Below are 20,850 nucleotides of genomic sequence, written 5' to 3' on the forward strand. Positions count from 1 at the left end.
CAGTCCGTTTATTGCGCCTTCTACACCCCTTTACTTGACGATTAGCGTAACAGTCAAAGCACTTACAAAGGTTCACTACTACTTAGCGTGGAACATCGCTTGCCCACTCTTGTCCTTGTTCGACCAGAAATTGATGTTGAACTGAGCATCATCGCTCATCTCAATGCGGTGCCAGTACTGCGGTGGACTTGTAGCAAACTGGCCTGCATTAATCACCACCACTACTTCTGCTTCTGTGGCATTTTCATCAGCAAAGCCGTAGTAAGTCACTTGCCCTTCCATGACGCACAACTGCCCAAACACACCCTCAGCAGTATTGTGATGAGTCAGTAGCGCTGGTGGCACATTGTCTTTAGTGAAGAAAGGCGTTGAACGTTGAACAGTCCAGTCTTTAGGAATTCGTAGATGCGACATAATAATACCCTCTCTAATTACAATTCTTTTCGTTTAAATCGGTTAAGCCTGACCGGCTTGAGACAACTCTCGAAGCAATGGAAATGCTTGCGTAACTTGTTCTCCCGTCACGACGAAGCCCATAAGTCGGCTATTTTCATCTTCTGCTTTCGCGGCAATGCCAGTTTGAGAAATCTGCACGCTCCAGTTCGTCACCGAACTAAAATCGCCTGCCAATTGAATTGGGTAGCTCGGCGTTTTGACCTTTACCATCATGGGCGGTAGTTTCAACTCTGCTTCTTGCCCCAGTAGTTGTTTGCCCAAAGCATTGGCACTTAGCACGATCGGTTGGAGGTACGGCATCATTCGACCTTGGATCTCAGCACAATCGCCTAATGCGAACACATTGGCTGCTGATGTCTGTAATCGAGCATCCACCTCGATGCCTTTATTGACACTCAACCCACAAGCCTTCGCTAACCAAGTGTTAGCACGTAAACCCGCAGCTGAAATCGCTACATCGGCTTCGATTTCCTTACCTTTGCTCAAGCTTGCCACAAGCGAATCATCCGAGTGATTGATCGCGACAACTCCAGTCTCCAAGGCAAGTTGAATACCTTGCAGCTTAAGTTGGTTTTCAAGCGGCAATGCAACGAATTCAGGAATCAAGTTAGCGAGCAAACGGGGATTTGGCTCAACCACCGTAACTGCTTTACCACTGGTTGCGAGATCCATGGCGATCTCGACGCCGATCAAACCACCACCCATTACTAGAATTCGTTTCGCCCGACTGATTTGCTCTTCCGCTAATTGATATTCTTGTAGCGAGTTCAGCGTTATCACCTCAGGTGCTGCATCACCAGATATTGGCGGCACAAAGGCTTTCGCGCCTGTCGCAAAGACCAGTTTGGAGTAAGGATAGGTTTGGCCGTTGGCGACCACTTGCTGAGCTTGCACGTCGACATGCTCAATCATGGTATGGGCGAACAGTTCGATGTTGTGTTCCTGTGCAAACTCCTCACCACTTTTAACTACCAAATCTTGGGCAGTTTGCTTGTTACTGAATACATGACTCAAATCAGGCTTGTTGTATTCCGCGCCATCATCAGCAGTAAACACTTGCAGCGGAATATGTGCGTCCATTCGACGCACTGTTTTCACCAATTGGTAAGCCGCAAAGCCGCTACCAATAATCACAATAGGTGCTTGCATATTCGCCCCCTTACCCGTTGTATTCGACAAAGACGTCTTTACCCAAGTGACATTCTGGGCACAAGAAGTAATCTGGCACTTCAGACCATGCCGTACCCGGTTCAACGCCTTGATTAGGCTCGCCTTTAGCTGGGTCGTATACCCAATTACAAACGGTGCAAACCATGCATTGACAATCTGCAGGATGCGCCTCGGCACTAGGGTTGCTAGGAGCAGCATCTACTACCGCCTGTGTTGTCGCTGCCGCAGCGGGTTGTGATTGAACTTGTGGTGCAGACGCCACAATCGCCGGAGAAATAACAGGACTTGTCAGGTCATGCTTTGCCCACAATTTCGCGATGTTCTGACCATGCTCACGGCACTCACGCATCGCTTTACCATCTGGTCGCCATTTGGTTTTCAAGCTCACTGCGGTTTCAAAGCCTGCGTCGGTCAATCGAGCATGGATACGATCTACCGCACCACCGTTCCAACCGTAGCTACCAAACGCAGCGGCTTTCTTCGCTTTGAAGCGCAGACCGGTAATTTCTTCTAGCATGCCTGCGATCTTCGGCATCATGACGTTATTCATGGTAGACGAACCAACCAAGATGCCTTTTGAGCGGAATACGTTGGCGAGAATTTCATTCTTATCATGCTTAGAGACATTAAAGACTTTGACCGCCACGCCAGGGTCGACATCGTGAATGCCTTGCGCGATTGCATCGGCCATCATTCGGGTGTTATTTGACATAGAATCGTAGAAAATCGTAATGCGATCTTCTTGATAATTGTCTGCCCATGCTAAGTATTGCTCGATGATTTGAACCGGATTATCGCGCCATACAATACCGTGTGACGTGGCGATCATGTCGACAGGCAAATTGAAGCTCAGCACTTCTTTGATTTTTGCGGTTACCAAGCTGCTGAATGGCGTTAAGATATTTGAGTAGTAACGCAAACACTGTTCCATCAACTCATTTTGATCCACTTCATCATTGAACAGACGTTCATCGCAATAGTGCTGACCAAATGCGTCATTGCTGAATAACACTGCATCGCCCGTTAGGTAAGTCATCATGCTGTCTGGCCAATGCAGCATCGGTGCTTCCACGAAGACCAATTGCTTACCGTTACCAATATCGATGCTATCGCCCGTTTTTACGGTTTTGAAGTTCCACTCAGGATGGTGGTGATGACCCACAATCGAATCAATCGCCGCTTCTGTACAGTAAATTGGCGTGTTCGGAATTTTCTCCATCAATGCCGACAATGCGCCTGAGTGATCTTCTTCTGCATGGTTTACCACAATAAAGTCGATAGACTTAAGGTCGATTTCCATTTCTAAATTTTGGATGAATTGTTGACTGAATCGATGATCGACCGTATCAATCAATACGGTTTTCTCTTCACGAATTAGATAACTGTTGTAGCTGGTACCTTTTGTCATTTTGTATTCTGTACCGTGGAAGTCTTGAACTTCCCAATCGCGTTGACCTACCCAGTGAATGTTGTTTTTTACGTGAATTGTCATAATTACTACCTTGAATGACGGGATAAACAAAAATAATTTCTTCTTGTATTGCACCGGGCGTGCCAACTTTTAATTACTATATATTTCAACACCTTAATTAAAAATCAACTTTAACAAGTGTCATTTAGACACAGTTGAAAATTGTCATTAAGACACTACAATAGTCATATTGACACAATCGGTATTGGCTATGACTTCTTTAATCGCGCAATGGCTACACATCACGCAAGACCTTAACTCGGCGCTCACTCAACAAGCTCGCTTTGACACGTTATTAACCACGATTCGAGAGGTATTGAAGTGTGACTCTTCTGCCCTTCTTTTGTATGAAGACCAGCACTTTAAACCTTTAGCGATCAATGGATTGGCGAAAGAGGTCCTTGGACGCCGTTTCTCCATTGAGCAGCACCCAAGGTTAGAAGCCATTGCCCGAGCAGGCGATATCGTGCGCTTTCCCTCCGACAGCGACTTACCTGATCCATACGACGGCTTGATTCCAAACCACGATGACAAACTGCATGTCCATTCCTGCATTGGTTTACCTCTGCTGATCGACGATCAACTGATTGGTGCCATTACGATTGACGCCTTCGACCCCAACCAATTTGATGGGCTACGCAACCAAGAGTTACGTTTTGTCAGCGCGTTGGCAGCAGGTGGCCTTCACACTGCACTCCTACTAGAACAACTAGAGACACAAGCGAGCCTGCCACGCGACTCTTACGCCGAGAAGCGCACCTTAAGTAACGAAATCATTGGCAACTCTCAGGGCATGAAGAATCTTCAAGAGCAGATTGATGCAGTCGCCGATACGGAATTGTCTGTGTTGGTCATGGGAGAAACGGGCGTAGGTAAAGAGTTGGTTGCCAGCGCTATTCACCATCGCTCTAGCCGCTCGAACAATACTTTGGTTTACCTCAACTGTGCAGCGCTGCCGGAATCAGTCGCGGAAAGCGAGTTGTTCGGCCATATCAAAGGCGCATTTACAGGCGCAATCAGCAATCGTAAAGGTAAGTTCGAACAAGCCGATGGCGGCACACTGTTTTTGGATGAAGTCGGCGAACTGTCGTTAGAGCTGCAAGCCAAGTTACTTCGAGCCCTACAATACGGCGACATTCAACGTGTGGGTGATGACCGCCATATTCGAGTCAACACACGCATTGTCGCCGCCACTAACCGTATATTGCATGAAGAAGTGACTGCTGGTCGCTTCCGAGCCGACTTGTATCATCGTCTAAGCGTCTTCCCGCTTCATGTTCCACCTCTTCGTGAACGTGAAGACGATGTGGTATTACTCGCAGGCTTTTTCGCTGAGAGCTTAAGAAGCAAATTGGGATTGAACAGCATTCGTTTGTCCCCCACTTTGGTGCAGGCACTCAAAGACTATTCATGGCCAGGCAACGTGCGAGAGCTTGAACATGTCATTAAACGTGCCGGTGTTTTGGCAAAAGCGCGTACTCACGCCTTGGACATTGAGTTGGTTGAGCAAGATTTTGATATTAGAACGCCGAATCAGAACATCAAGAACATTGAAGAAGCGGAACAAAACTCTTGGCTTGAGCTACCAGAAGGCGGATTGAAGCCTGCCACAGATGCCTTCCAAAAAGCGATGATTGTTCGAGCTCTGGAAGAGAACCAAGGTAACTGGGCAGCAACTGCACGTCAGCTTGAATTAGATAACGGTAATTTACACCGCTTAGCAAAACGCCTAGGGATAAAATAGACACTAACGAATATCACCTAATATGGCATATTCATCGCCAAATAATGTGCCTGATGCCCAACCGTGCACTCAGCCCACCATAAGTAGTGGGCTGAGTGCTCAGATAGAATAGCTACCTAAGTTTGACGGTATTTTCTTCTAAATTTTATTGTCTTGAACCACCTCACAGATTTAATAACCCTTAACAATAAACACAATAATAGTTAAGGTATTTTTATGAGCTAGATCTAATAAAATTAAATATATAGTATTTATTTTAAGAATCTAAACTTTCAAAGTTCATCATAATAAATACAACCTCTATATATACACTTTACCTTCAAAAAACATCAAAATATAATCCCTTCGATAAAAAACACTTAAATGAATTTAACTGTATAAAAGTGAGGAGAATAAAATATGGGATATGGGGCGACAGTATATTCATTAGATACTGAAAAGGTTTTTAACGTACTAAAGAATGAGCGTAATCCAGAGCTAGAAAAAGCCATAATGGAAAGGTGTCAAGACTCCTTTAAGGTGATTAATGAAATGCTGGAAAGTAGTGGCGAAAGCATCCGAGCTGAAGAGCTTCTTATGCAAATGTTGTCTGAAGAGATAAAATACAGTCACTTGGGTTACGCCTATGCTTACTTGCTTGAAGCTATATGTAAGATAACTGGTTATTACTTATCCAATAACTCTTGGTATCCTTGCGATGTAAACGATTTCTGCGATATTCCATTCACTAATACCGATTATCCTATAAAATTCCCATTCCCTGACGATTTCCCTGTTGTTTTTATGATAAAAAATCAAGATATTCACCAAGATAACGTTGACTTCGGAGGCTTATCAGAGCAACAAATATCTGAAGTCAAGAGCTGGTACACTCATGCAGTCGTAAACAATCGTGACTTGGTATTATTTTATTATTAATTTTAACTATTAATAAATTATCCAATAGTTAAAATAACAATAGAATATTAATAAAACTCTAGCTTATATTAAGATAGAGTTTTATCTATTTAACTGAATTTTTATAATTTTAAAAATATTATATTTCACACCTAATTTATAGACTCTGTGTATAGTGTGTTCAGAGGCAATGTGAACTCATAGGATCAAAATCAAGTTCTAATTTTTAGAAGAAAAACCGATCTGCTTGTGTCAAAATGCGCCATCCCAACCAAAAAGTCTTAATGTAATGAACTACCAAGCTGCTATTTTTGATATGGATGGTTTGCTCCTTGATACTGAGCGCGTCTGTATGCATATTTTCCAAGAAGCATGTGAAGCCCAGAACCTACCCTTCTATAAAGATGTTTACCTTTCAATCATTGGTCGCAATGCAGCGGGCATTGAAGTGATTTTTCGTAAAGCTTATGGGGATGATCTTGACCGCTTACACCAAGAGTGGCGCGACCGTTACGACGCTGTGGTTAAGCACCAAGCGATACCGGTAAAAAAAGGGGTGATTGAGCTGCTTGAGTGGTTGAAAGGCCAAGGGTTGCCAATTGCAGTCGCCACTTCTACAGCAAAAGAAGTGGCACAGAAGAAGTTGGAGTTAGCGGGCCTAAGCAAGTATTTCGACAACTTAACGACAGGCTGTGAAGTGTCACACGGCAAACCTGATCCAGAGATCTACCTGCTTGCAGCAAGTCGTCTAAGCGTAGATCCAACCAAATGTCTCGCCTTTGAAGATTCAAATAATGGCGTACGTGCTGCGGTAGCAGCGAACATGATCACTTATCAAATTCCTGATCTGGTTGAGCCTTGTGACGAAATAAAGCAATTAGGCCATACTGTTGCACCTTCACTGCATGATGTGTTGCACACGTTAAAACAAACTCGCTAGGTTTACTTGTCATCTGTTCTCTAGAAGCTCAGCAATTTAGCTGAGCTTCTTTCTCGAAACCTCTCCAATACCTTAAAACCAAACGATTCTTCCACCCGTTTAGCGAGATTAATTTCACCTTAACTCTGGCTAATCACGACTTTTGATTTAACTCACGCAATCGCATGAAATAAGGTATTTGAGTGATCAAATAGCGGAACTGACCAGTACAAGCTTGCAACAAAACGTCAATATACCGATTGAAGCACGTTTTTGGAGTGAAAATTGGCTGATAATGAGAACTATTGGATAAGATCAATCCAAGTCAGCCTAAAATACAAAATGGAGAGTGTTATATGTCTTTACGTTTATTAGCAACAACCTTCGCATTAGTCGGAATGAGCTTTGGTGCCCAAGCCAGTGCCGAGTGTGAAGTGTCATTAGATGCTAACGATATGATGCAGTTTTCTACTAAAACATTGAGCGTACCAGCCACTTGTAAAGAGGTAAAACTGACGCTGAATCACACAGGTAAGATGCCAGCGCAATCGATGGGTCACAACGTGGTCATCTCTGACACAGCCAACCTACAAGCAGTCGGTACTGATGGCATGGCAGCTGGAGCAGAAAATAACTACGTAAAACCAAATGATGATCGCGTCTACGCTCACACAAAAGTAATTGGTGGCGGTGAAAGCACCAGCATTACGTTCAGTACTGAGAAAATGAAAGCCGGCGGTGACTATTCATTCTTCTGTTCGTTCCCGGGTCACTGGGCAATCATGCAGGGTAAATTTGAGCTAAAATAAAAGATTTAGCCAAGCCAAAAGAAGACTCATTATAGGGAAGCCAAGGCTTCCCTTTTGATAGATAAAATAGCAATTGAGAAAGGTCTAACACGTCTGGAAACGTGACCAAGAAACATAGCAAGTAAGAAACCCTTGCTCCATTTAGATTAAGTTCTTTTACGAAAACTCATGGGTAAAAATCGGTTTTTTGTTTTGCCTTTCCGAGACACTACTAAATGATAAAAGTCATTCAATACCATGTAACTCTTTCCAGTTTCCTGGATGAACCACATAGCCGAACAGAGCATGCCCACCATAAACCAATTCAGTTCCTTCCGGTATCCACAGCATCTGACCTGGGTGCACAAAATGTGTTTCACCATTTGCGGTCAGCTCGAAACAGCCTTCAATCACGAAAATAACTTCATCATAAAGCACCGTCCAAGCCACTTGAGCGCCTTCCCATTTAGCAAAGCCTACGCCAATGTTTGGTGAAATTTCCGGGCTTAACGCTCGGGCTACGTACGCCATTCCCGGCGTATCACCACGAACATTAAAATCTAGGTTTTTACTATCAACGAGTTTGACTTGCTTCATAATTCACTCCGGCTTTGCCATTTTGCTAATTGGATACGCGTTTTTACTCCCATGCCTAAAAAAGGCTCTGGCGGATTCAAACAAGGCATTCCTGTCACTTGCTGTATGTCATCCAATGATTTAGATGTCGCACCAACGACATAGTCAGCTAACAGTGTTCCAGAAATGGTTCCCCACGCAGCACCAACACCATTGTCACAAGCGCTGGCATAAACACCTTCATCTAATTGACCGAAAAAGTTAGTAAAGTTACGAGAGATGGCATACACCCCACCCCATGTGTGAGTAAATGGTACGTCGGCCAGCTCGGGATAACGCGCCAGAAAGACCTGACGATGATCGTCGCGAATTTGTTCTCTGACTTTATCGTTCATGCTTGAGCCATATTTCGGCACGTGTTTGTAAGTATTGCGGATCAAAATACGTCGATCGGCGGTCATACGTAACGTCGTTCCCGCATGATCAGCTGGAGTTAACCCCCAATTCAGCTCACCTCCGTATCGCTGCATTTCTGCGTCGGTTAATGGACGCGTCCAGCTTGCAAACGTCATCACTGGAAGTAATCTGTTTTTAAGATAACCAAACTCCCGAGTAAAAATGCTGGTCCCAAGCAGCAGTTCAGGGGTTTCAACAGAGCCACTATCTCCATGTAATACCCAGCAACCGTTTTCTTTACTGAGCTTGCGGATTGGCGAGTTTTCTAACACCTCGACGTTCTCTGGAAGGCTTTCCCCTAGCCCACGCACCAAAGCAGCAGGTTGCATTAAATAACCACCTGGCGTGTAAATTGCGCGGCTGTAGTAGTTTGTTCCCAAGACTCTCGCCAGCTCACTGCCATTAACATGGAAGTATGGTTCGCCAAGGTCTTTCATTAGGTGCTCAAAGTGATCGAGATACGCTTCACCGCGCGCCCCTACGGCTCCTTGATATTTGCCCTTTGCTGACCACTGACAAGAAATACTGTGCTTCGACACTAAAGTGTTTAGCTGAGCAATCGCAGAACGGTTGAGTGATAATAACTTTTGCTTGTGCTCAGGGTCGGGATGCTCAAGTGAAAACTTATGAGGCAAATCGATAACAAAGCCCGAATTTCTTCCTGAAGCCCCTTGGCCGATACGTTGCGCATCAATCAGTATAATTCGTGCATTAGGCATAAGTTCAGCTAAACGTCTTGCCATAGCTAGGCCTGCGAAACCGGCACCTAACACGGCATAGTCAGCACTTTGTTTACCTTTTAACGCCGATTTTTCTGGAATACTTGGCAACGCATGGTACCAACCACACGTCACGTCATCATTGGGTAAATGAATCATCTTTTTTCTCCGCTACGCTGCTGACAGTTTCAATGACAATTGATCTAGCCAAGGGCCGCGTAATGACTGTACTTTTCTTCCTAGCAACGCAAAACCGAGCATTGCTCCTTCTGGTGAATAAAACGCAGCGGTCAATTCATCTGCTTGGTTCTCGATGTACCATTGTCCCTGTTCTTCAGCGGCTACCGGGAAAATCGTGAGTGGAAGAATCGGCGTTTTTACAATCACTGGAGTTGGTGTTAACGAGATAGGGGCGACATCGCCTAGCAAGCTTTTCGCTACAGAAGGGATCATTTGATTAATAGGTGCAATATAGGGCTGCCAACCTTGCTCAGTTTCAACACAGTCACCTAGCGAGTAAATATTCTCATCACTCGTCTGGCCGAATTGATTCACTTTAATGCCGCGGCCCACTTCGAGCCCTGCTTGCTCAGCCAGAGAAACATTTGGCTTGAGTCCAACCGCGCTCAGCACTAGATCTGCTTCAATCTGCTTGCCACTGTTTAGATGTAAAACCGCACTAGATTCCGACCTTGGTTCGATTCTGGTGATACTGTCTTGTAGAGCCCATTGCACGCCTCGATCGGCAAGTGCGCTTTGTAATGATTCACCCAACTGTTGCGGGATCAAACGCTCCATTGGCCATTGACCCAACCCGATAACTGTTACTTCATAACCGCTTTCGATCAGATCATTTGCGAACTCACAGCCAATTAAGCCATCACCTAGGATCGCGATGCGCTTTTTGTCTTGCAGCTCCGCTCTGAAACGGCGGTAATCAACTAAGTCGTTCACACTCATAACCCAAGAGCGATCGCCCTCAATTGGGATTTCAATCGGTGATGCACCTGTTGCCAGTACCAAGCGGCTGTAGGCGTATTTACCGATGGAGGTATGTAACGTTGAATTGGCACGATCGATCTGTTCAACACGGGTATGCGGGTAAACTCGGATATTGAGACGGCTTTCCCACTCCAACGCGCTCTCACTTTGTAGCGCGTCGCCGTCTTTATTCATGACCAGTGCATTAGACAATGCTGGTTTGCTGTACAAAGCGCCATCATCAGCGGTAAAGACAGTGATCGGAACCGTCTCAGATTGCGCTCTAAGTGCCGCCGCCAACTGGTAACCACTGTGGCCACTACCGATGATAACGATAGGGTCATTTGAGAATACAGGTTGAGTAACTTCAGATGGAAGAGGCTGAGCAGTATTTGGCTGAACAGACGCTTCTACCGACACCGAAGACACCGCTGCAACCTCTTCTAGTGGCGCGTCGTCGGTAATTTCGATCATTTCAAAATCGGCCTTACCCACTAAACAGTCAGGACATAACCAGTCATCCGGTACATCTTCCCATGCTGTTCCTGGTGCAATGCCATCGGATGGCCAACCTTGTGCTTCATCATAGATTAAGCCGCAAATAATACAGAGCCACTTTCTCATCACTTATACTCCAACTACCTTGTTCAGAATTTCCGTGTTTACAAACCGCTGTCAGATTTGTTGTGATTCCATCAACCTCGCCCTAGCTTGTGGTCTGAAATCCAAGCCGGTACGAGGTGATGAAAATACAGTTACACGGTAGCTATACGTTGCTGTCTTGCTGCAAACGAATGGCAATATTGCGTGTCTGGACGTAGCTATAAATCGCTTCTTGTCCTTTCTCTCGCCCAAACCCGGACAAGCCCACGCCACCAAATGGTGTTTCGATGCCACCAGCAAACCATTCATTGATGAACACTTGTCCACCACGCAGTTGCTGTGCCACACGCAATGTTTGGTTTAGGCTTTCACCAAAGACACCAGCGACCAGGCCAAAATCGGTGCCATTCGCGATTTCAACGGCCTCTTGCTCGGTTTCAAACGGTGTAATTACCAGTACAGGACCAAACACTTCTTCTTGAGCAATACGCATATCTGGTGAGGCTTCAATCACCGTCGGTGCCACAAAGTAACCCGACAAATCAGGGGCGTATCCACCCGTTAGGATGTTCGCGCCGTCGGCTTTTGCTTGTTCTATCATTTCAAGCACGCGCGCTTGTTGATCAGCCGATACCAACGGTGTTATATCCGGCTGGCTTTCACCTTGACCAATGGTTAGGTCTTGCGCCATTTTCACTACCGCCGCTTTTACTTCTTCATAACGCTCTTTTTGAATTAGCAAACGAGACATTGCCGAACAAACTTGACCAGCGTTAAAGAAAATACCGACTTGAACGCTTTGTAAAAGCGTTTCGAGACTCACATCTTTCAGTGCGATAGCGGCCGATTTACCACCCAGCTCCATCACAGATGGTGTGGCGCGTTGCGCTGAATCTTTCAGTATGCGTTGGCCGGTCGGCACAGAACCTGTAAAGACAATTTGATCAACGTCTTGATGCTGCACCAAGTGGCTGCCAACTACGGAGCCTTTGCCACATAGCAAGTTAATCGCGCCTTTTGGGAAACCCGCTTTTTCAATCGCTTTAATCAACAACGTCATAGCGAGTGGGGAAATCTCTGGCGATTTGATCACCACTGCGTTACCAGCAGCTAATGCAGGTGCTAATGAGCGTGCACAAATAGAAACTGGGAAATTCCACGGCACAATCTGCACTGACACACCAAACGGCACATATTGGGTGAAATCGACATAATCTTTACCCAACGGAATTGACGTGCCTTCTAGCTTGTCGGCCATGCCAGCGTAGTATTCGAAGTAACGTGCCGATTCTAAAAACTCATCTTTGGCATCTTGCAAAGATTTCCCATTTTCACGGCAGGCAACTAACCCACCTTCATCAACCATTTCACGAATAGCCGCAGCGGCTTTTAACATCCACTCGGTTCTGACGGCTGGACGAACGTCCGAAAGAACGCCTTGATTGACTACTCGACGTGCCGCTGCCATTGCGCGATCTGCATCGGTGATAGTGGCTTCTGCAACCGTCGCATACGCTTCGGCTGTGCCAGGGTTCATGACGGTCAGCGCTTGCTCTGAATCGCACCACTCACCATCAATATAATTAAGGTAATGCATCATATTACTGCTCCAGTGCCGCTTTCACTTGCTTTGCCAACCAGGTTTGAAAGAAATGCGTCGGAACATCCATTTCTGGTGAGAACACACCACCACCAAAGCCAGGTGAGTAACGACCTTCCTGCATGCCCTCGACCGCTCCAATATCTTCGCCGAATACGACTCGCCATGACTCAACGGTAGCAGTACGGCACGCAGCGAACTCATCATTCGTTGCTTCATCACCCACATAGAAAACACGTAGGTGCTCAACACTTTTATTCGCAGTGATTGGTTCAATCATCATTGCAAAGGCATGATCGGCTTGAATACCAAGCAACACGTTTGGAAAGAGTGCAACATATTCTGCATGACGCAGTTTATCTTCTGGCCAGCTTGGAAATTTAGGTAAGTGTGTTCCTGCAGTATCAGAGAGGTTGTATGCGAGACTACCTTGGCCAGCAAAACGCTCTGCAAACATGATGTTGTAGTGATCCTCTAGGCGAGAATAACTGTTCAAACTCGGATGCACCCAAGGTAAGTGGTAAGCTTCACAGTAGTTTTCTACGGCAAGCTTCCAGTTACTTTTCACTTCTATCTCTAAGTTGCCACCCATGTTCACGCGGCGAAGAAGCCCTAATCCTTCTTCACCTAAGAATTGCTGCCAACGTTGCTCTAGCGGCGCGATATGCTCTTCAAAGCTTTCTGCATTGCCCGATAAGTTGACGAACACCATGTCCATCCAAACGGCTGAACGAAGTGGCTTAAGGCCATGTTTTTCACACTTAAATCGGTCATCTTTGTGTTTTGCGATACCACCAATGTGTGGTGTGCCTTTTAGATTGCCGTCAAGATCGTACGTCCATGAATGGTAAGGACAGCGAATCATGCCTTGAACTTCGCCTGCCTCATGCACCAGCTTCATACCACGATGACTACATACGTTGTGGAAGACTTGGACTTCACCTTGACGATTTCTCATCATGAGTAGTGGAAGATTCATGAAATCAAGTGGCATCACATAGCCATTTTTAAGCAGGTCTGATGCAAAACCAATGCATACCCAAGTGTTACCAAACACCTGATCACGCTCAAAAGTAAAATACTCTTCGCTGGTGTAGGCCTGATTCGGCATTCCTGTTGCTTCACTGATTGGGTTCAGTACATTATCAACAAGTTCAACAGGAATAATGGTTTGGTTGACATTGCTCATATTCTTATCTCCGAGAGTCGAGTTGCATCCAGTGCGTACAACATCGTGTTGTGTTAGTGGAGATGATTTTGATTAACAACCCGGCAACAAACAAACGACTTTTTCGCCGGGCTTGGATGAGTTTTTGTCATTCATGCATTGATCTCGAACAAAAAATAACCTTTTAATTAACAATGATCTTCTTGTCATGATTAATACTCATTAACCGATGAGTATTAATCAGTTGAAACACAAAAGCCCTCTCTCTACTCTCTTTCAAAAATTAACAATAACGCAACAAACAATAACGCTAAAACAAACGCACTGTGAGGGATGCCTATGAGAGCAACATCTGGGATATTGAAAGGACTCAATCCGACTGTGACTATCGCATCAAAGATCGTCGTTATCGGTTTTGTACTTTTCTGCGCCATTCTCGCCAATCAAGCGGGCCAATACTTCGAAACGATTTCCGGCATTTTGCTACAGAATATGAAGTGGTTTTACATCGGACTTGTTTCACTCGTTGTCGGTTTTCTTCTTTACCTTATGGTTAGTCGATATGGGCATATTCGTTTGAGTAAAGATGACGAAAAACCAGAGTTTAGTTATTTGTCTTGGGTATCCATGCTTTTTTCCGGAGGCATGGGGATAGGCTTAATTTTCTGGTCGGTCGCCGAACCGATGTGGCATTACGCTGACAACCCATTTACTCAAGGCCTGACCAATGAAGCCGCAACAACATCAATGAAACTGACATTCTTTCACTGGGGTCTACATCCTTGGTCTGTCTTTATCATTGTTGCACTCGCATTAGCTTACTTTTCCTACCGTAAAGATCTGCCTTTTACCCTACGCTCTATCTTGTACCCTTTGATTGGTGATCGTATTTATGGGCCTATCGGGCACACGGTTGATATCCTAACAGTCGCGGTGACTGCTTTCGGTATCTCTCAAACCTTGGGGATGGGAGTTATCCAAATAAACTCTGGTTTGAATCAAGCCTTTGGTCTAGACATTAGTTTGGGGATTCAACTCTTTATTATCGTTTCCCTTTGTACTTGTGCGGTTGCGTCGGTGCTATCTGGTGTAGGAAAAGGTATTCGCCGTTTATCAGAATGGAACATGCTGCTTTCACTCGCACTCGTGCTAGTCGTACTTTACATTGGTCCAACTCGCTATATCTTAAATACGCTACTCGAAAGTACGGGGCTTTATGCACAAAACATTGTCGGTATGAGCTTATGGAGCGATGCACAGAATGACTCTGGCTGGCAAAACTGGTGGACGGCTTATTACTGGCCTTGGTGGATGACTTGGGCGCCTTTCGTTGGCATGTTTGTAGCTCGTATCTCTAAAGGACGCACAATACGTGAACTTATCGGTGGCGCATTAATCGTACCTACGCTAATCACGTTTTTATGGATTTCAGTATTTGGTGGTGCAGCGTTGAAGGTAGAGCAAGACGCTCGTGTTGCTCATCAAGAGCAAGTCACTGCGGCACAAGAAGCCAAACAAACACCACCTGCGGATTTTTCTGGCGGCCCGATTCTTGAAGCGACTAAAGCCGATACGACACGCGCTTTGTTTACGCTATTCGACAATCTAGATACAGGTATGTTTGGTAAACTACTTAGCGTGCTTGCGTGTCTATTACTCGGTACTTATTTCATTACCTCCGCAGACTCGGGTACCTTGGTTCTATGTACCCTCGATGCCGCTGGGCACAGTGAGCCTCCTACCTCTATACGCGTATTGTGGGGGATCATGATCGCAGCCATTGCGGGAGTACTTCTATACGCAGGAGGGTTAAAAGCAATGCAAACGGCCTCCATTATTGCCGGTTTCCCTATCGCCATTTTTATCGCAGTGATGAGCTTAACGCTGTTTCATAGTATTCGACGCGAACCTAAGCCATGGGCAATGCTTCCAGAGCACGTTCACCCAGAGCAAGAGAAACTTGATGGTCCTGTTGAACCGCTTGTTGAAAGCAAAACAGTGGTTTCCGAGCCTATCGCTTCAACATCCTCACTAAAAGATGATTCCACACTCAATCAGGGACCAGTACTAAGTTAGTGCGTCGTTTCATCAATCAATTAAAACAAAGCGGGAACTGGTACTCCCGCTTTTTAACATGACCAAACTCTGTTATTTTCTCTGCTTATTGATTTAGGCTAAACCTCGATCACCCACCTCATCTGGCAACTGTTGCAAAAGCCACTCTCTAAAACGCTTGACGCTTGCTGGGATTAAACCTCTATTTTTAGGTTCAAGCATAGAGAAATTGGAAGGTGTTGAAAGCACGTGTTCGACTGGCCTAACTAAAGCACCGCTTTGTAAATAGTCGTCCACTAATGACCCCCAGGCTAACGCGATTCCCTGACCATTAATTGCCGCTTGTAACAGCATTGGATAGTTATTGATGTTCATGCGATTACGAGGCGAAATATTTGGCAATCCTACACTCGCAAACCACTGCTCCCAATTCACCCAATCTCTTTGAGACTCTTCCAGATAGAGTAACGTTTTATTGAAGATTTCTTCTGGCTTACTAGGCTGGCCGATTTTCTCTAGATAAAGCGGGCTACACACAGGGAATACTTCTTCTGAAAATAGCGTTGTCACGTCCATTTCCGCAGGTGGAGTGCGACAATAAAACAAGGCGATATCGCAATCTAATCGGCGTAAGTCCAACACATTATCTGAGGCCAATATCCTTATATCGATGTCATCATGTTCATTTTGAAATTGAGCAACCTTAGGCAACAACCACAAGGCTGCCATTGCATTTGTCGTCGCAACCGTGATCTTTTGTTCGCCCTGCCACTTCTTCACTTCACCCGTGATTTGAGCAATATCGAGCAAAGATTGGCTGACAGCTTGATAATATTGAAGACCTGTAGGCGTTAAATTAATGCTTCGATTGGCTCGCGTGAACATAGCCTTGCCTAAGTATTCTTCTAATTGTCTAATTTGGCGACTGATAGCACCTTGGGTCACGTTTAGCTCGTCAGCGGCTAATGTAAAACTCAAGTGCCGCGCCGACGCTTCAAACGCAACGAGGCTATTTAAAGGTGGGAGGGGTTTGATTTTCATGTATCTTCCAGTAAGGCAGTATTGTAATTATTTTTATTCCCGGCAATCTTATGTTGCACGTGGATAATGCCATTCTGGACAACACCTCAAAAACGACAATTTATAAATGATAAAAAATAGAGATGAATCATAAATTGTTGTGAGAGAGACTGCCGTATACAGTTTCGTGGCTACAACGAGCACAAAAAGAGGAGCAGTTACTCCTCTTTTGTCTAGCCTTTTGCTCACTTTGTACGAGTTAGCCCATTTACCCTATTGCCAGTTTAGTACTCGCGTAACGCGCTTTTTTCTTTCTTGGACTGGCTAAGAAGTACGCTAATGTAAGAGGCCCTAATCGTCCCATAAACATCATGAAGATGATCACTAACTCACCCGGTTCGGACAAACTGCCCGTTAAGCCTCGCGATAACCCAACCGTACCCAGTGCCGAGACCGCTTCGAACATAATGTCTAACATAGACGCTTTCTCTGTCAGTAACAGCGTGAATATGGCAAACCAAGTCACCCCCACCGAGATCAGAGTTAGCGCCAATGCCTTGCTGATGGTCTCTTTGGGAATCTCGCGTTGAAAGGCATAGGTTGCTTCATCGCGACGCAAATAGCTGTAAGTCGCCAAGACTAACACTATAAATGTCACAACTTTAATGCCACTTGCCGTACTCAATGATCCACCGCCGATAAACATCAACACCAGAATGATCGCCGTTGTGGCATCTTCCAACTGATCGATAGCTAAAGTGTTGAACCCTGCCGTTCTTGGCGTCACCGCTTGAAACCACGATGCCCACCATTTCCCTGCTTCGCTCAACGGGGCAAGCGTGTTGGGGTTGTCATATTCAATCAGATAAATCGCGATAAGTGCCACCACGTTAATGATCATCGTGCCTAAGATCATCATTCGACTGTAAACGGTGAGTCGATGCCAACGGCGATTGCGTTTTAAGTCAATCCAAACCGAGAAGCCTAAACCACCAATAATGAACAAACTGGTAATGGTGAAGTTAACGACCGGGTCGTCCACGTAAGGCATTAAGCTATCGGCACTCAACGCAAAACCTGCATTGTTAAACGCACTGATGGTGTAGAAGAAACCATGGAACAAACTGGTTTCCCAGCCTAGCTCTTCACTCCAATAAACGCTCAAAATAGTGAAACCAATAAGTTCAACGAGCAGAGCGAACATCAATACAGATTTAGCAGTGGCAATGAGTGTCGATGAATCAGTCTGGTTGAACGCCTCTCTCGCGACTGCTCGCTCCAAAAAGCCAATTTTTCCGCCCAGAGCCAGCAAGGTCACGATAGCAAACGTCATCAAACCTAGGCCACCACATTGAATCAGGAAAGCAATAACCACTTGCCCAAAAGGCGTAAACGCCGTGCCCGTGTCCACCACAACTAATCCCGTCACCGTAATGGCCGATGTTGCTGTAAACAGGCTTTGAATCCAAGTGATGGGCTCTGTGGTGGCAATCGGCAGTTTGAGTAAGACCGTGCCGAGCATGATCAAGCACGCAAAGCTGAGGCTAAGTATTAATGGCGGTGCGCCCAACAATTTTTTGCCCGCTTTGGGTTTTCGCTCGATTGGGACAACAGAGGGATGCCACAAAACCATGTTACACCAACCTTGGAGCGACGTATTTCAGCTCAGCGCGACTACCGCAAAGCAACAGCGTGTCGAACTCATTAAGCACAAACTCATCATTGATATTGGTGTAGACGGCTTCTTCGCGCTTCACCAAGATAGGCTGAATGTTGTAACTGCCTCGGCTGATCAACTTAGAAAGCGGCGTATCGTGCAGATTGGATTTAACGTGGATTTCCACCACATACAAACCATGCCCCATTTCCAAATAGTTGTTCACCATCGGATAGTTGAGTGCCTGCGCGACTCTTACGCCCATCTCCTCTTCCGGATGAATAATGCGTTGTACACCAAGCTTAGACACGATGGTGTGGTGTGCTTTGGTGCTCGCTTTGACCCAAATAGATTTCACACCCAGATTTTTCAGCGCCAGCGTACACAACAAACTGGCTTGCATGTCTTCGCCAATCGCCACCAACACCACATCACTGTTCGCTAACGCTAACTCTCTGAGTGCACCTTCGTCTGTTGCGTCACATATGACCGCTTGCGTTAACTCTTCGACGTATTTTTCGACGATTTTCGGGTCGCTATCCACCCCCGTTACGGTGTGTCCAAGATGAATAAGTTCTAAGCTGGCGGCAACGCCAAATCGCCCTAAACCAATTACTGTAAAGTGAGCCATATCAATACCTAACTGTGTTTTATGTATAGAAAATGCTAATGCGTTAAGGGCTAGACTGATTTTCCGTCGCGGAAAATAGGCAACACGAATCCTGTTCGAGTGCTGATAACCAGCACTAAACCTTGGCATTAACGTTGATTAAATTTGGAATTTAGTGGTGCTTGGACGTCTCAAGCACTAAACGATAACCCAGCCCCGGCTCGGTTTTTAATAGCCGCTGTTCGTCAGCACTATCGTTCAGTTTTTTGCGTAGTTGACTCACTAGCACGCGTAAGTAGTGAGTATCTTCGACATGACTTTTTCCCCAAATCACCGCTAGCAAATGAGTTTGCTCAATGAGTTTTCCCGGCTTGAGAATCAATTGTTCAATGAAAGAAAACTCTTTCTTGGTGAGTGGAATTTCCCTCTGATCCAACCAAAATTGGTGAGTGCTTTTGATGATTTTGACTCGGCCAGCCACCAGCTCATCAGCGATGGATTGCTCATCCACCAAATCTCGAACCAGCACTTTGATGCGCGCGATGAGCTCTTTTACGCCAAAAGGCTTGCTCAAGTAATCATTCGCGCCCGCTTCTAAAAGGCGGATTTTTTCCTCTTCTTGATCGCGAGCCGTCAGCACTAGCACTGGCGTTTTATACGTCTGACGAAGCGTAGTGAGAAACTCCTTCCCATCGCCGTCGGGCAAGCCTAAATCTAGCAGAATGACGTGCGGCGAATGTGCTTCGAAACACGCTTTGGCTTCTGCAATGGTACTCGCGCCAATGTAATCAAACCCTTCAGCAGACAGCGAAATTCGAATAAAGGTATGAATGCGAGGCTCATCGTCCACGACTAAAACTTTGTAACTCACGCCTGCTCTGCTCCTTGATTGAGTGGAAGTAGAATGCGGATCAGCGTCCCTTCTGATACTGGCATAGATTGAATCTCTCCTTGGTGTGCGATGATGATGCCTTTGGCAACCGCGAGTCCCATTCCGGTGCCTGAATCGGCCGATTTGTTGTTCGCGCCGGAATAGAAAAGGTTGAATATTTTTTCCGCATCTTCAGCTTTGATGCCAATCCCCATGTCCCGAACATCAATCACGCACGACAAACCCTGCTTAGAAAGTGAAACCTCAACAGATTCATTCTCTGGTGAAAATCGCATGGCATTATCCAACACATTAAAAATCGCTTGTTCGATGAGCGAACGACTTACTGATAAATAACCAACGGAATCATCCATATTCATGGACACTTTCTCGGTGTAATTCGGCAAACGAGAAACCGCATCCCGCACAATATCTGCAATCAGCTCATCTTTTTTGGTAATTTTTAATGTGCCGTGCTGGAGCTTAGTCGCCTGTAAGAGGTTCTCGATATATTGATGCAAGCGATGGCTTTCTGAAGTCGCACTGTCGAGCAATTCTTTACGCTCTAAGTCATCGAGCTTGGGCATGTACTCGTTGAGTGTGGTCAGTGTTCCAATAATGGTTGCTAGCGGCGTGCGTAGGTCATGGGACACCGATAGCAGGATGCTGTTTTGCAGCTTGGTTTGTTTTAACTCTCCCTGCTGCCGACGATAAAGATCCGCAAAGGTGCTGGTGATAAAAGCCACCACCATAAACACGACTAAATTAAAAATGTCTTCCGGACGAAACATCTGCAAAGAGTAACGAGGCGTCGTGAAAAAGAAGTTGAAGCTCAACGCTTCGACCACCGCCGCCGCATAAGCGAATCGCGAGTTGCATTGAAACGCCACTACCACGACCGCTAACTGTAAAATCAGCAGGACTGCGGCTGTAGAGCCAAACAGTTGGTCTAACAGCCATGAGACGACAACCGCACCAACAATCACGGTAGTAGAAAAGAGAAAGGTGTTATCTCGCCATTGAACAAACATAAAATACATCAACCAAAATTCGATGTAGAAAACTTTAGCAAAAGCCCATTCGGAGTTC

Annotated in this window: 18 protein-coding genes and 1 pseudogene; 5 read left to right on the top strand and 14 right to left on the bottom strand. The window is 45.6% G+C overall.

All coding sequences use genetic code 11. The annotated features are described in order from the left end of the window. Positions 1-78 precede the first annotated feature (78 nt). From MTF70_RS04410 to norV, 3 genes are read right to left on the bottom strand one after another with little or no spacing between them, the layout of a single operon-like run. Positions 79-414, bottom strand: a complete 336-nt coding sequence (locus tag MTF70_RS04410) for a DUF1971 domain-containing protein (RefSeq protein WP_025768526.1) — start codon at positions 412-414, stop codon at positions 79-81. Positions 415-456: 42 nt separating this feature from the next. Continuing rightward, complete coding sequence (gene norW, locus MTF70_RS04415; protein ID WP_205461274.1) at positions 457-1,605, bottom strand: NADH:flavorubredoxin reductase NorW; 1,149 nt, start codon at positions 1,603-1,605, stop codon at positions 457-459. A 10-nt stretch (positions 1,606-1,615) separates the two neighbouring features. After that, a complete protein-coding gene (gene norV, locus MTF70_RS04420) occupies positions 1,616-3,118 on the bottom strand; it encodes an anaerobic nitric oxide reductase flavorubredoxin (RefSeq protein WP_025768528.1) in 1,503 nt (500 codons plus the stop codon). 190 nt (positions 3,119-3,308) lie between these two features. Between norV and norR the strand changes: the two genes are divergently transcribed. The 4 genes from norR to azu all read left to right on the top strand — a co-directional run bounded on the left by norR (position 3,309) and on the right by azu (position 7,466). Continuing rightward, a complete protein-coding gene (gene norR, locus MTF70_RS04425; RefSeq protein ID WP_025768529.1) occupies positions 3,309-4,841 on the top strand; it encodes a nitric oxide reductase transcriptional regulator NorR in 1,533 nt (510 codons plus the stop codon). Between the two features lie 399 nt (positions 4,842-5,240). Beyond that, entirely contained in the window at positions 5,241-5,759 is a 519-nt protein-coding gene (locus MTF70_RS04430; protein ID WP_005375218.1) for a hypothetical protein, read from the top strand. Between the two features lie 268 nt (positions 5,760-6,027). Next, the gene (locus tag MTF70_RS04435; protein ID WP_025768530.1) at positions 6,028-6,678 is read left to right on the top strand and encodes an HAD family phosphatase; all 651 of its coding nucleotides are present in this window, start codon (positions 6,028-6,030) and stop codon (positions 6,676-6,678) included. A gap of 335 nt (positions 6,679-7,013) precedes the next feature. Continuing rightward, positions 7,014-7,466 (top strand): azurin, encoded by a 453-nt coding sequence (gene azu / locus MTF70_RS04440; RefSeq protein WP_005375211.1) that lies wholly within the window; start codon positions 7,014-7,016, stop codon positions 7,464-7,466. Between the two features lie 225 nt (positions 7,467-7,691). Here the strand turns inward: azu and MTF70_RS04445 are convergent, their stop codons facing one another. The 6 genes and pseudogenes from MTF70_RS04445 to MTF70_RS04470 form a co-directional block, all read right to left on the bottom strand. Continuing rightward, a complete protein-coding gene (locus tag MTF70_RS04445; protein ID WP_025768531.1) occupies positions 7,692-8,042 on the bottom strand; it encodes an ethanolamine utilization protein EutQ in 351 nt (116 codons plus the stop codon). Continuing rightward, positions 8,039-9,355 carry an FAD-binding oxidoreductase gene (locus tag MTF70_RS04450; protein WP_025768532.1) on the bottom strand — a complete coding sequence of 439 codons (1,317 nt, stop codon included), beginning with the start codon at positions 9,353-9,355 and terminating at the stop codon, positions 8,039-8,041. The genes MTF70_RS04445 and MTF70_RS04450 overlap by 4 nt, the downstream gene beginning before the upstream one ends. A gap of 12 nt (positions 9,356-9,367) precedes the next feature. Beyond that, a complete protein-coding gene (locus MTF70_RS04455; protein WP_238959139.1) occupies positions 9,368-10,651 on the bottom strand; it encodes an FAD-dependent oxidoreductase in 1,284 nt (427 codons plus the stop codon). Then, positions 10,640-10,801, bottom strand: a pseudogene (locus MTF70_RS04460) (rubredoxin); the annotation flags it as partial. The pseudogene MTF70_RS04460 and the gene MTF70_RS04455, both read right to left, overlap by 12 nt. Before the next feature lie 142 nt (positions 10,802-10,943). Next, positions 10,944-12,380 (bottom strand): aldehyde dehydrogenase family protein, encoded by a 1,437-nt coding sequence (locus MTF70_RS04465; RefSeq protein WP_005385881.1) that lies wholly within the window; start codon positions 12,378-12,380, stop codon positions 10,944-10,946. A 1-nt stretch (position 12,381) separates the two neighbouring features. Next, positions 12,382-13,569, bottom strand: a complete 1,188-nt coding sequence (locus MTF70_RS04470; RefSeq protein ID WP_025768534.1) for an aromatic ring-hydroxylating dioxygenase subunit alpha — start codon at positions 13,567-13,569, stop codon at positions 12,382-12,384. Positions 13,570-13,887: 318 nt separating this feature from the next. Here MTF70_RS04470 and MTF70_RS04475 point away from each other — a divergent pair, with 318 nt between their 5' ends. Beyond that, on the top strand, positions 13,888-15,624 hold the full coding sequence (locus MTF70_RS04475; RefSeq protein WP_044129598.1) for a BCCT family transporter: 1,737 nt from the start codon (positions 13,888-13,890) through the stop codon (positions 15,622-15,624). Positions 15,625-15,717: 93 nt separating this feature from the next. On the opposite strand, the gene gcvA is transcribed toward MTF70_RS04475, so the two are convergent. The 5 genes from gcvA to MTF70_RS04500 form a co-directional block, all read right to left on the bottom strand. After that, complete coding sequence (gcvA, locus tag MTF70_RS04480) at positions 15,718-16,644, bottom strand: transcriptional regulator GcvA (RefSeq protein ID WP_017635307.1); 927 nt, start codon at positions 16,642-16,644, stop codon at positions 15,718-15,720. 247 nt (positions 16,645-16,891) lie between these two features. Continuing rightward, positions 16,892-18,256: a TrkH family potassium uptake protein gene (locus tag MTF70_RS04485; protein ID WP_205461272.1), complete on the bottom strand. Its 1,365-nt coding sequence runs from the start codon at positions 18,254-18,256 to the stop codon at positions 16,892-16,894. Position 18,257: 1 nt separating this feature from the next. Further along, positions 18,258-18,911, bottom strand: coding sequence for a TrkA family potassium uptake protein (locus tag MTF70_RS04490; RefSeq protein WP_005375180.1), 654 nt, complete (start codon positions 18,909-18,911; stop codon positions 18,258-18,260). A gap of 151 nt (positions 18,912-19,062) precedes the next feature. After that, positions 19,063-19,761, bottom strand: a complete 699-nt coding sequence (locus MTF70_RS04495; protein WP_086047254.1) for a response regulator transcription factor — start codon at positions 19,759-19,761, stop codon at positions 19,063-19,065. Next, positions 19,758-20,792 carry a DUF4118 domain-containing protein gene (locus tag MTF70_RS04500; protein WP_171344188.1) on the bottom strand — a complete coding sequence of 345 codons (1,035 nt, stop codon included), beginning with the start codon at positions 20,790-20,792 and terminating at the stop codon, positions 19,758-19,760. The genes MTF70_RS04495 and MTF70_RS04500 overlap by 4 nt, the downstream gene beginning before the upstream one ends. Positions 20,793-20,850: the final 58 nt, after the last annotated feature.

The sequence above is a fragment of the Vibrio sp. 2CM40D genome (genome assembly GCF_023161825.1).
Classification (GTDB): Bacteria; Pseudomonadota; Gammaproteobacteria; order Enterobacterales; family Vibrionaceae; genus Vibrio; species Vibrio alginolyticus.

Excerpts from the sequence above, each read along its gene's own strand:
- MTF70_RS04410 (WP_025768526.1), bottom strand. The coding sequence starts at position 414 with ATGTCGCATCTACGAATTCCTAAAGACTGGACTGTTCAACGTTCAACG.
- norW (WP_205461274.1), bottom strand. The coding sequence starts at position 1,605 with ATGCAAGCACCTATTGTGATTATTGGTAGCGGCTTTGCGGCTTACCAA.
- norV (WP_025768528.1), bottom strand. The coding sequence starts at position 3,118 with ATGACAATTCACGTAAAAAACAACATTCACTGGGTAGGTCAACGCGAT.
- norR (WP_025768529.1), top strand. The coding sequence starts at position 3,309 with ATGACTTCTTTAATCGCGCAATGGCTACACATCACGCAAGACCTTAAC.
- MTF70_RS04430 (WP_005375218.1), top strand. The coding sequence starts at position 5,241 with ATGGGATATGGGGCGACAGTATATTCATTAGATACTGAAAAGGTTTTT.
- MTF70_RS04435 (WP_025768530.1), top strand. The coding sequence starts at position 6,028 with ATGAACTACCAAGCTGCTATTTTTGATATGGATGGTTTGCTCCTTGAT.
- azu (WP_005375211.1), top strand. The coding sequence starts at position 7,014 with ATGTCTTTACGTTTATTAGCAACAACCTTCGCATTAGTCGGAATGAGC.
- MTF70_RS04445 (WP_025768531.1), bottom strand. The coding sequence starts at position 8,042 with ATGAAGCAAGTCAAACTCGTTGATAGTAAAAACCTAGATTTTAATGTT.
- MTF70_RS04450 (WP_025768532.1), bottom strand. The coding sequence starts at position 9,355 with ATGATTCATTTACCCAATGATGACGTGACGTGTGGTTGGTACCATGCG.
- MTF70_RS04455 (WP_238959139.1), bottom strand. The coding sequence starts at position 10,651 with ATGATCGAAATTACCGACGACGCGCCACTAGAAGAGGTTGCAGCGGTG.
- MTF70_RS04465 (WP_005385881.1), bottom strand. The coding sequence starts at position 12,380 with ATGATGCATTACCTTAATTATATTGATGGTGAGTGGTGCGATTCAGAG.
- MTF70_RS04470 (WP_025768534.1), bottom strand. The coding sequence starts at position 13,569 with ATGAGCAATGTCAACCAAACCATTATTCCTGTTGAACTTGTTGATAAT.
- MTF70_RS04475 (WP_044129598.1), top strand. The coding sequence starts at position 13,888 with ATGAGAGCAACATCTGGGATATTGAAAGGACTCAATCCGACTGTGACT.
- gcvA (WP_017635307.1), bottom strand. The coding sequence starts at position 16,644 with ATGAAAATCAAACCCCTCCCACCTTTAAATAGCCTCGTTGCGTTTGAA.
- MTF70_RS04485 (WP_205461272.1), bottom strand. The coding sequence starts at position 18,256 with ATGGTTTTGTGGCATCCCTCTGTTGTCCCAATCGAGCGAAAACCCAAA.
- MTF70_RS04490 (WP_005375180.1), bottom strand. The coding sequence starts at position 18,911 with ATGGCTCACTTTACAGTAATTGGTTTAGGGCGATTTGGCGTTGCCGCC.
- MTF70_RS04500 (WP_171344188.1), bottom strand. The coding sequence starts at position 20,792 with ATGTTTGTTCAATGGCGAGATAACACCTTTCTCTTTTCTACTACCGTG.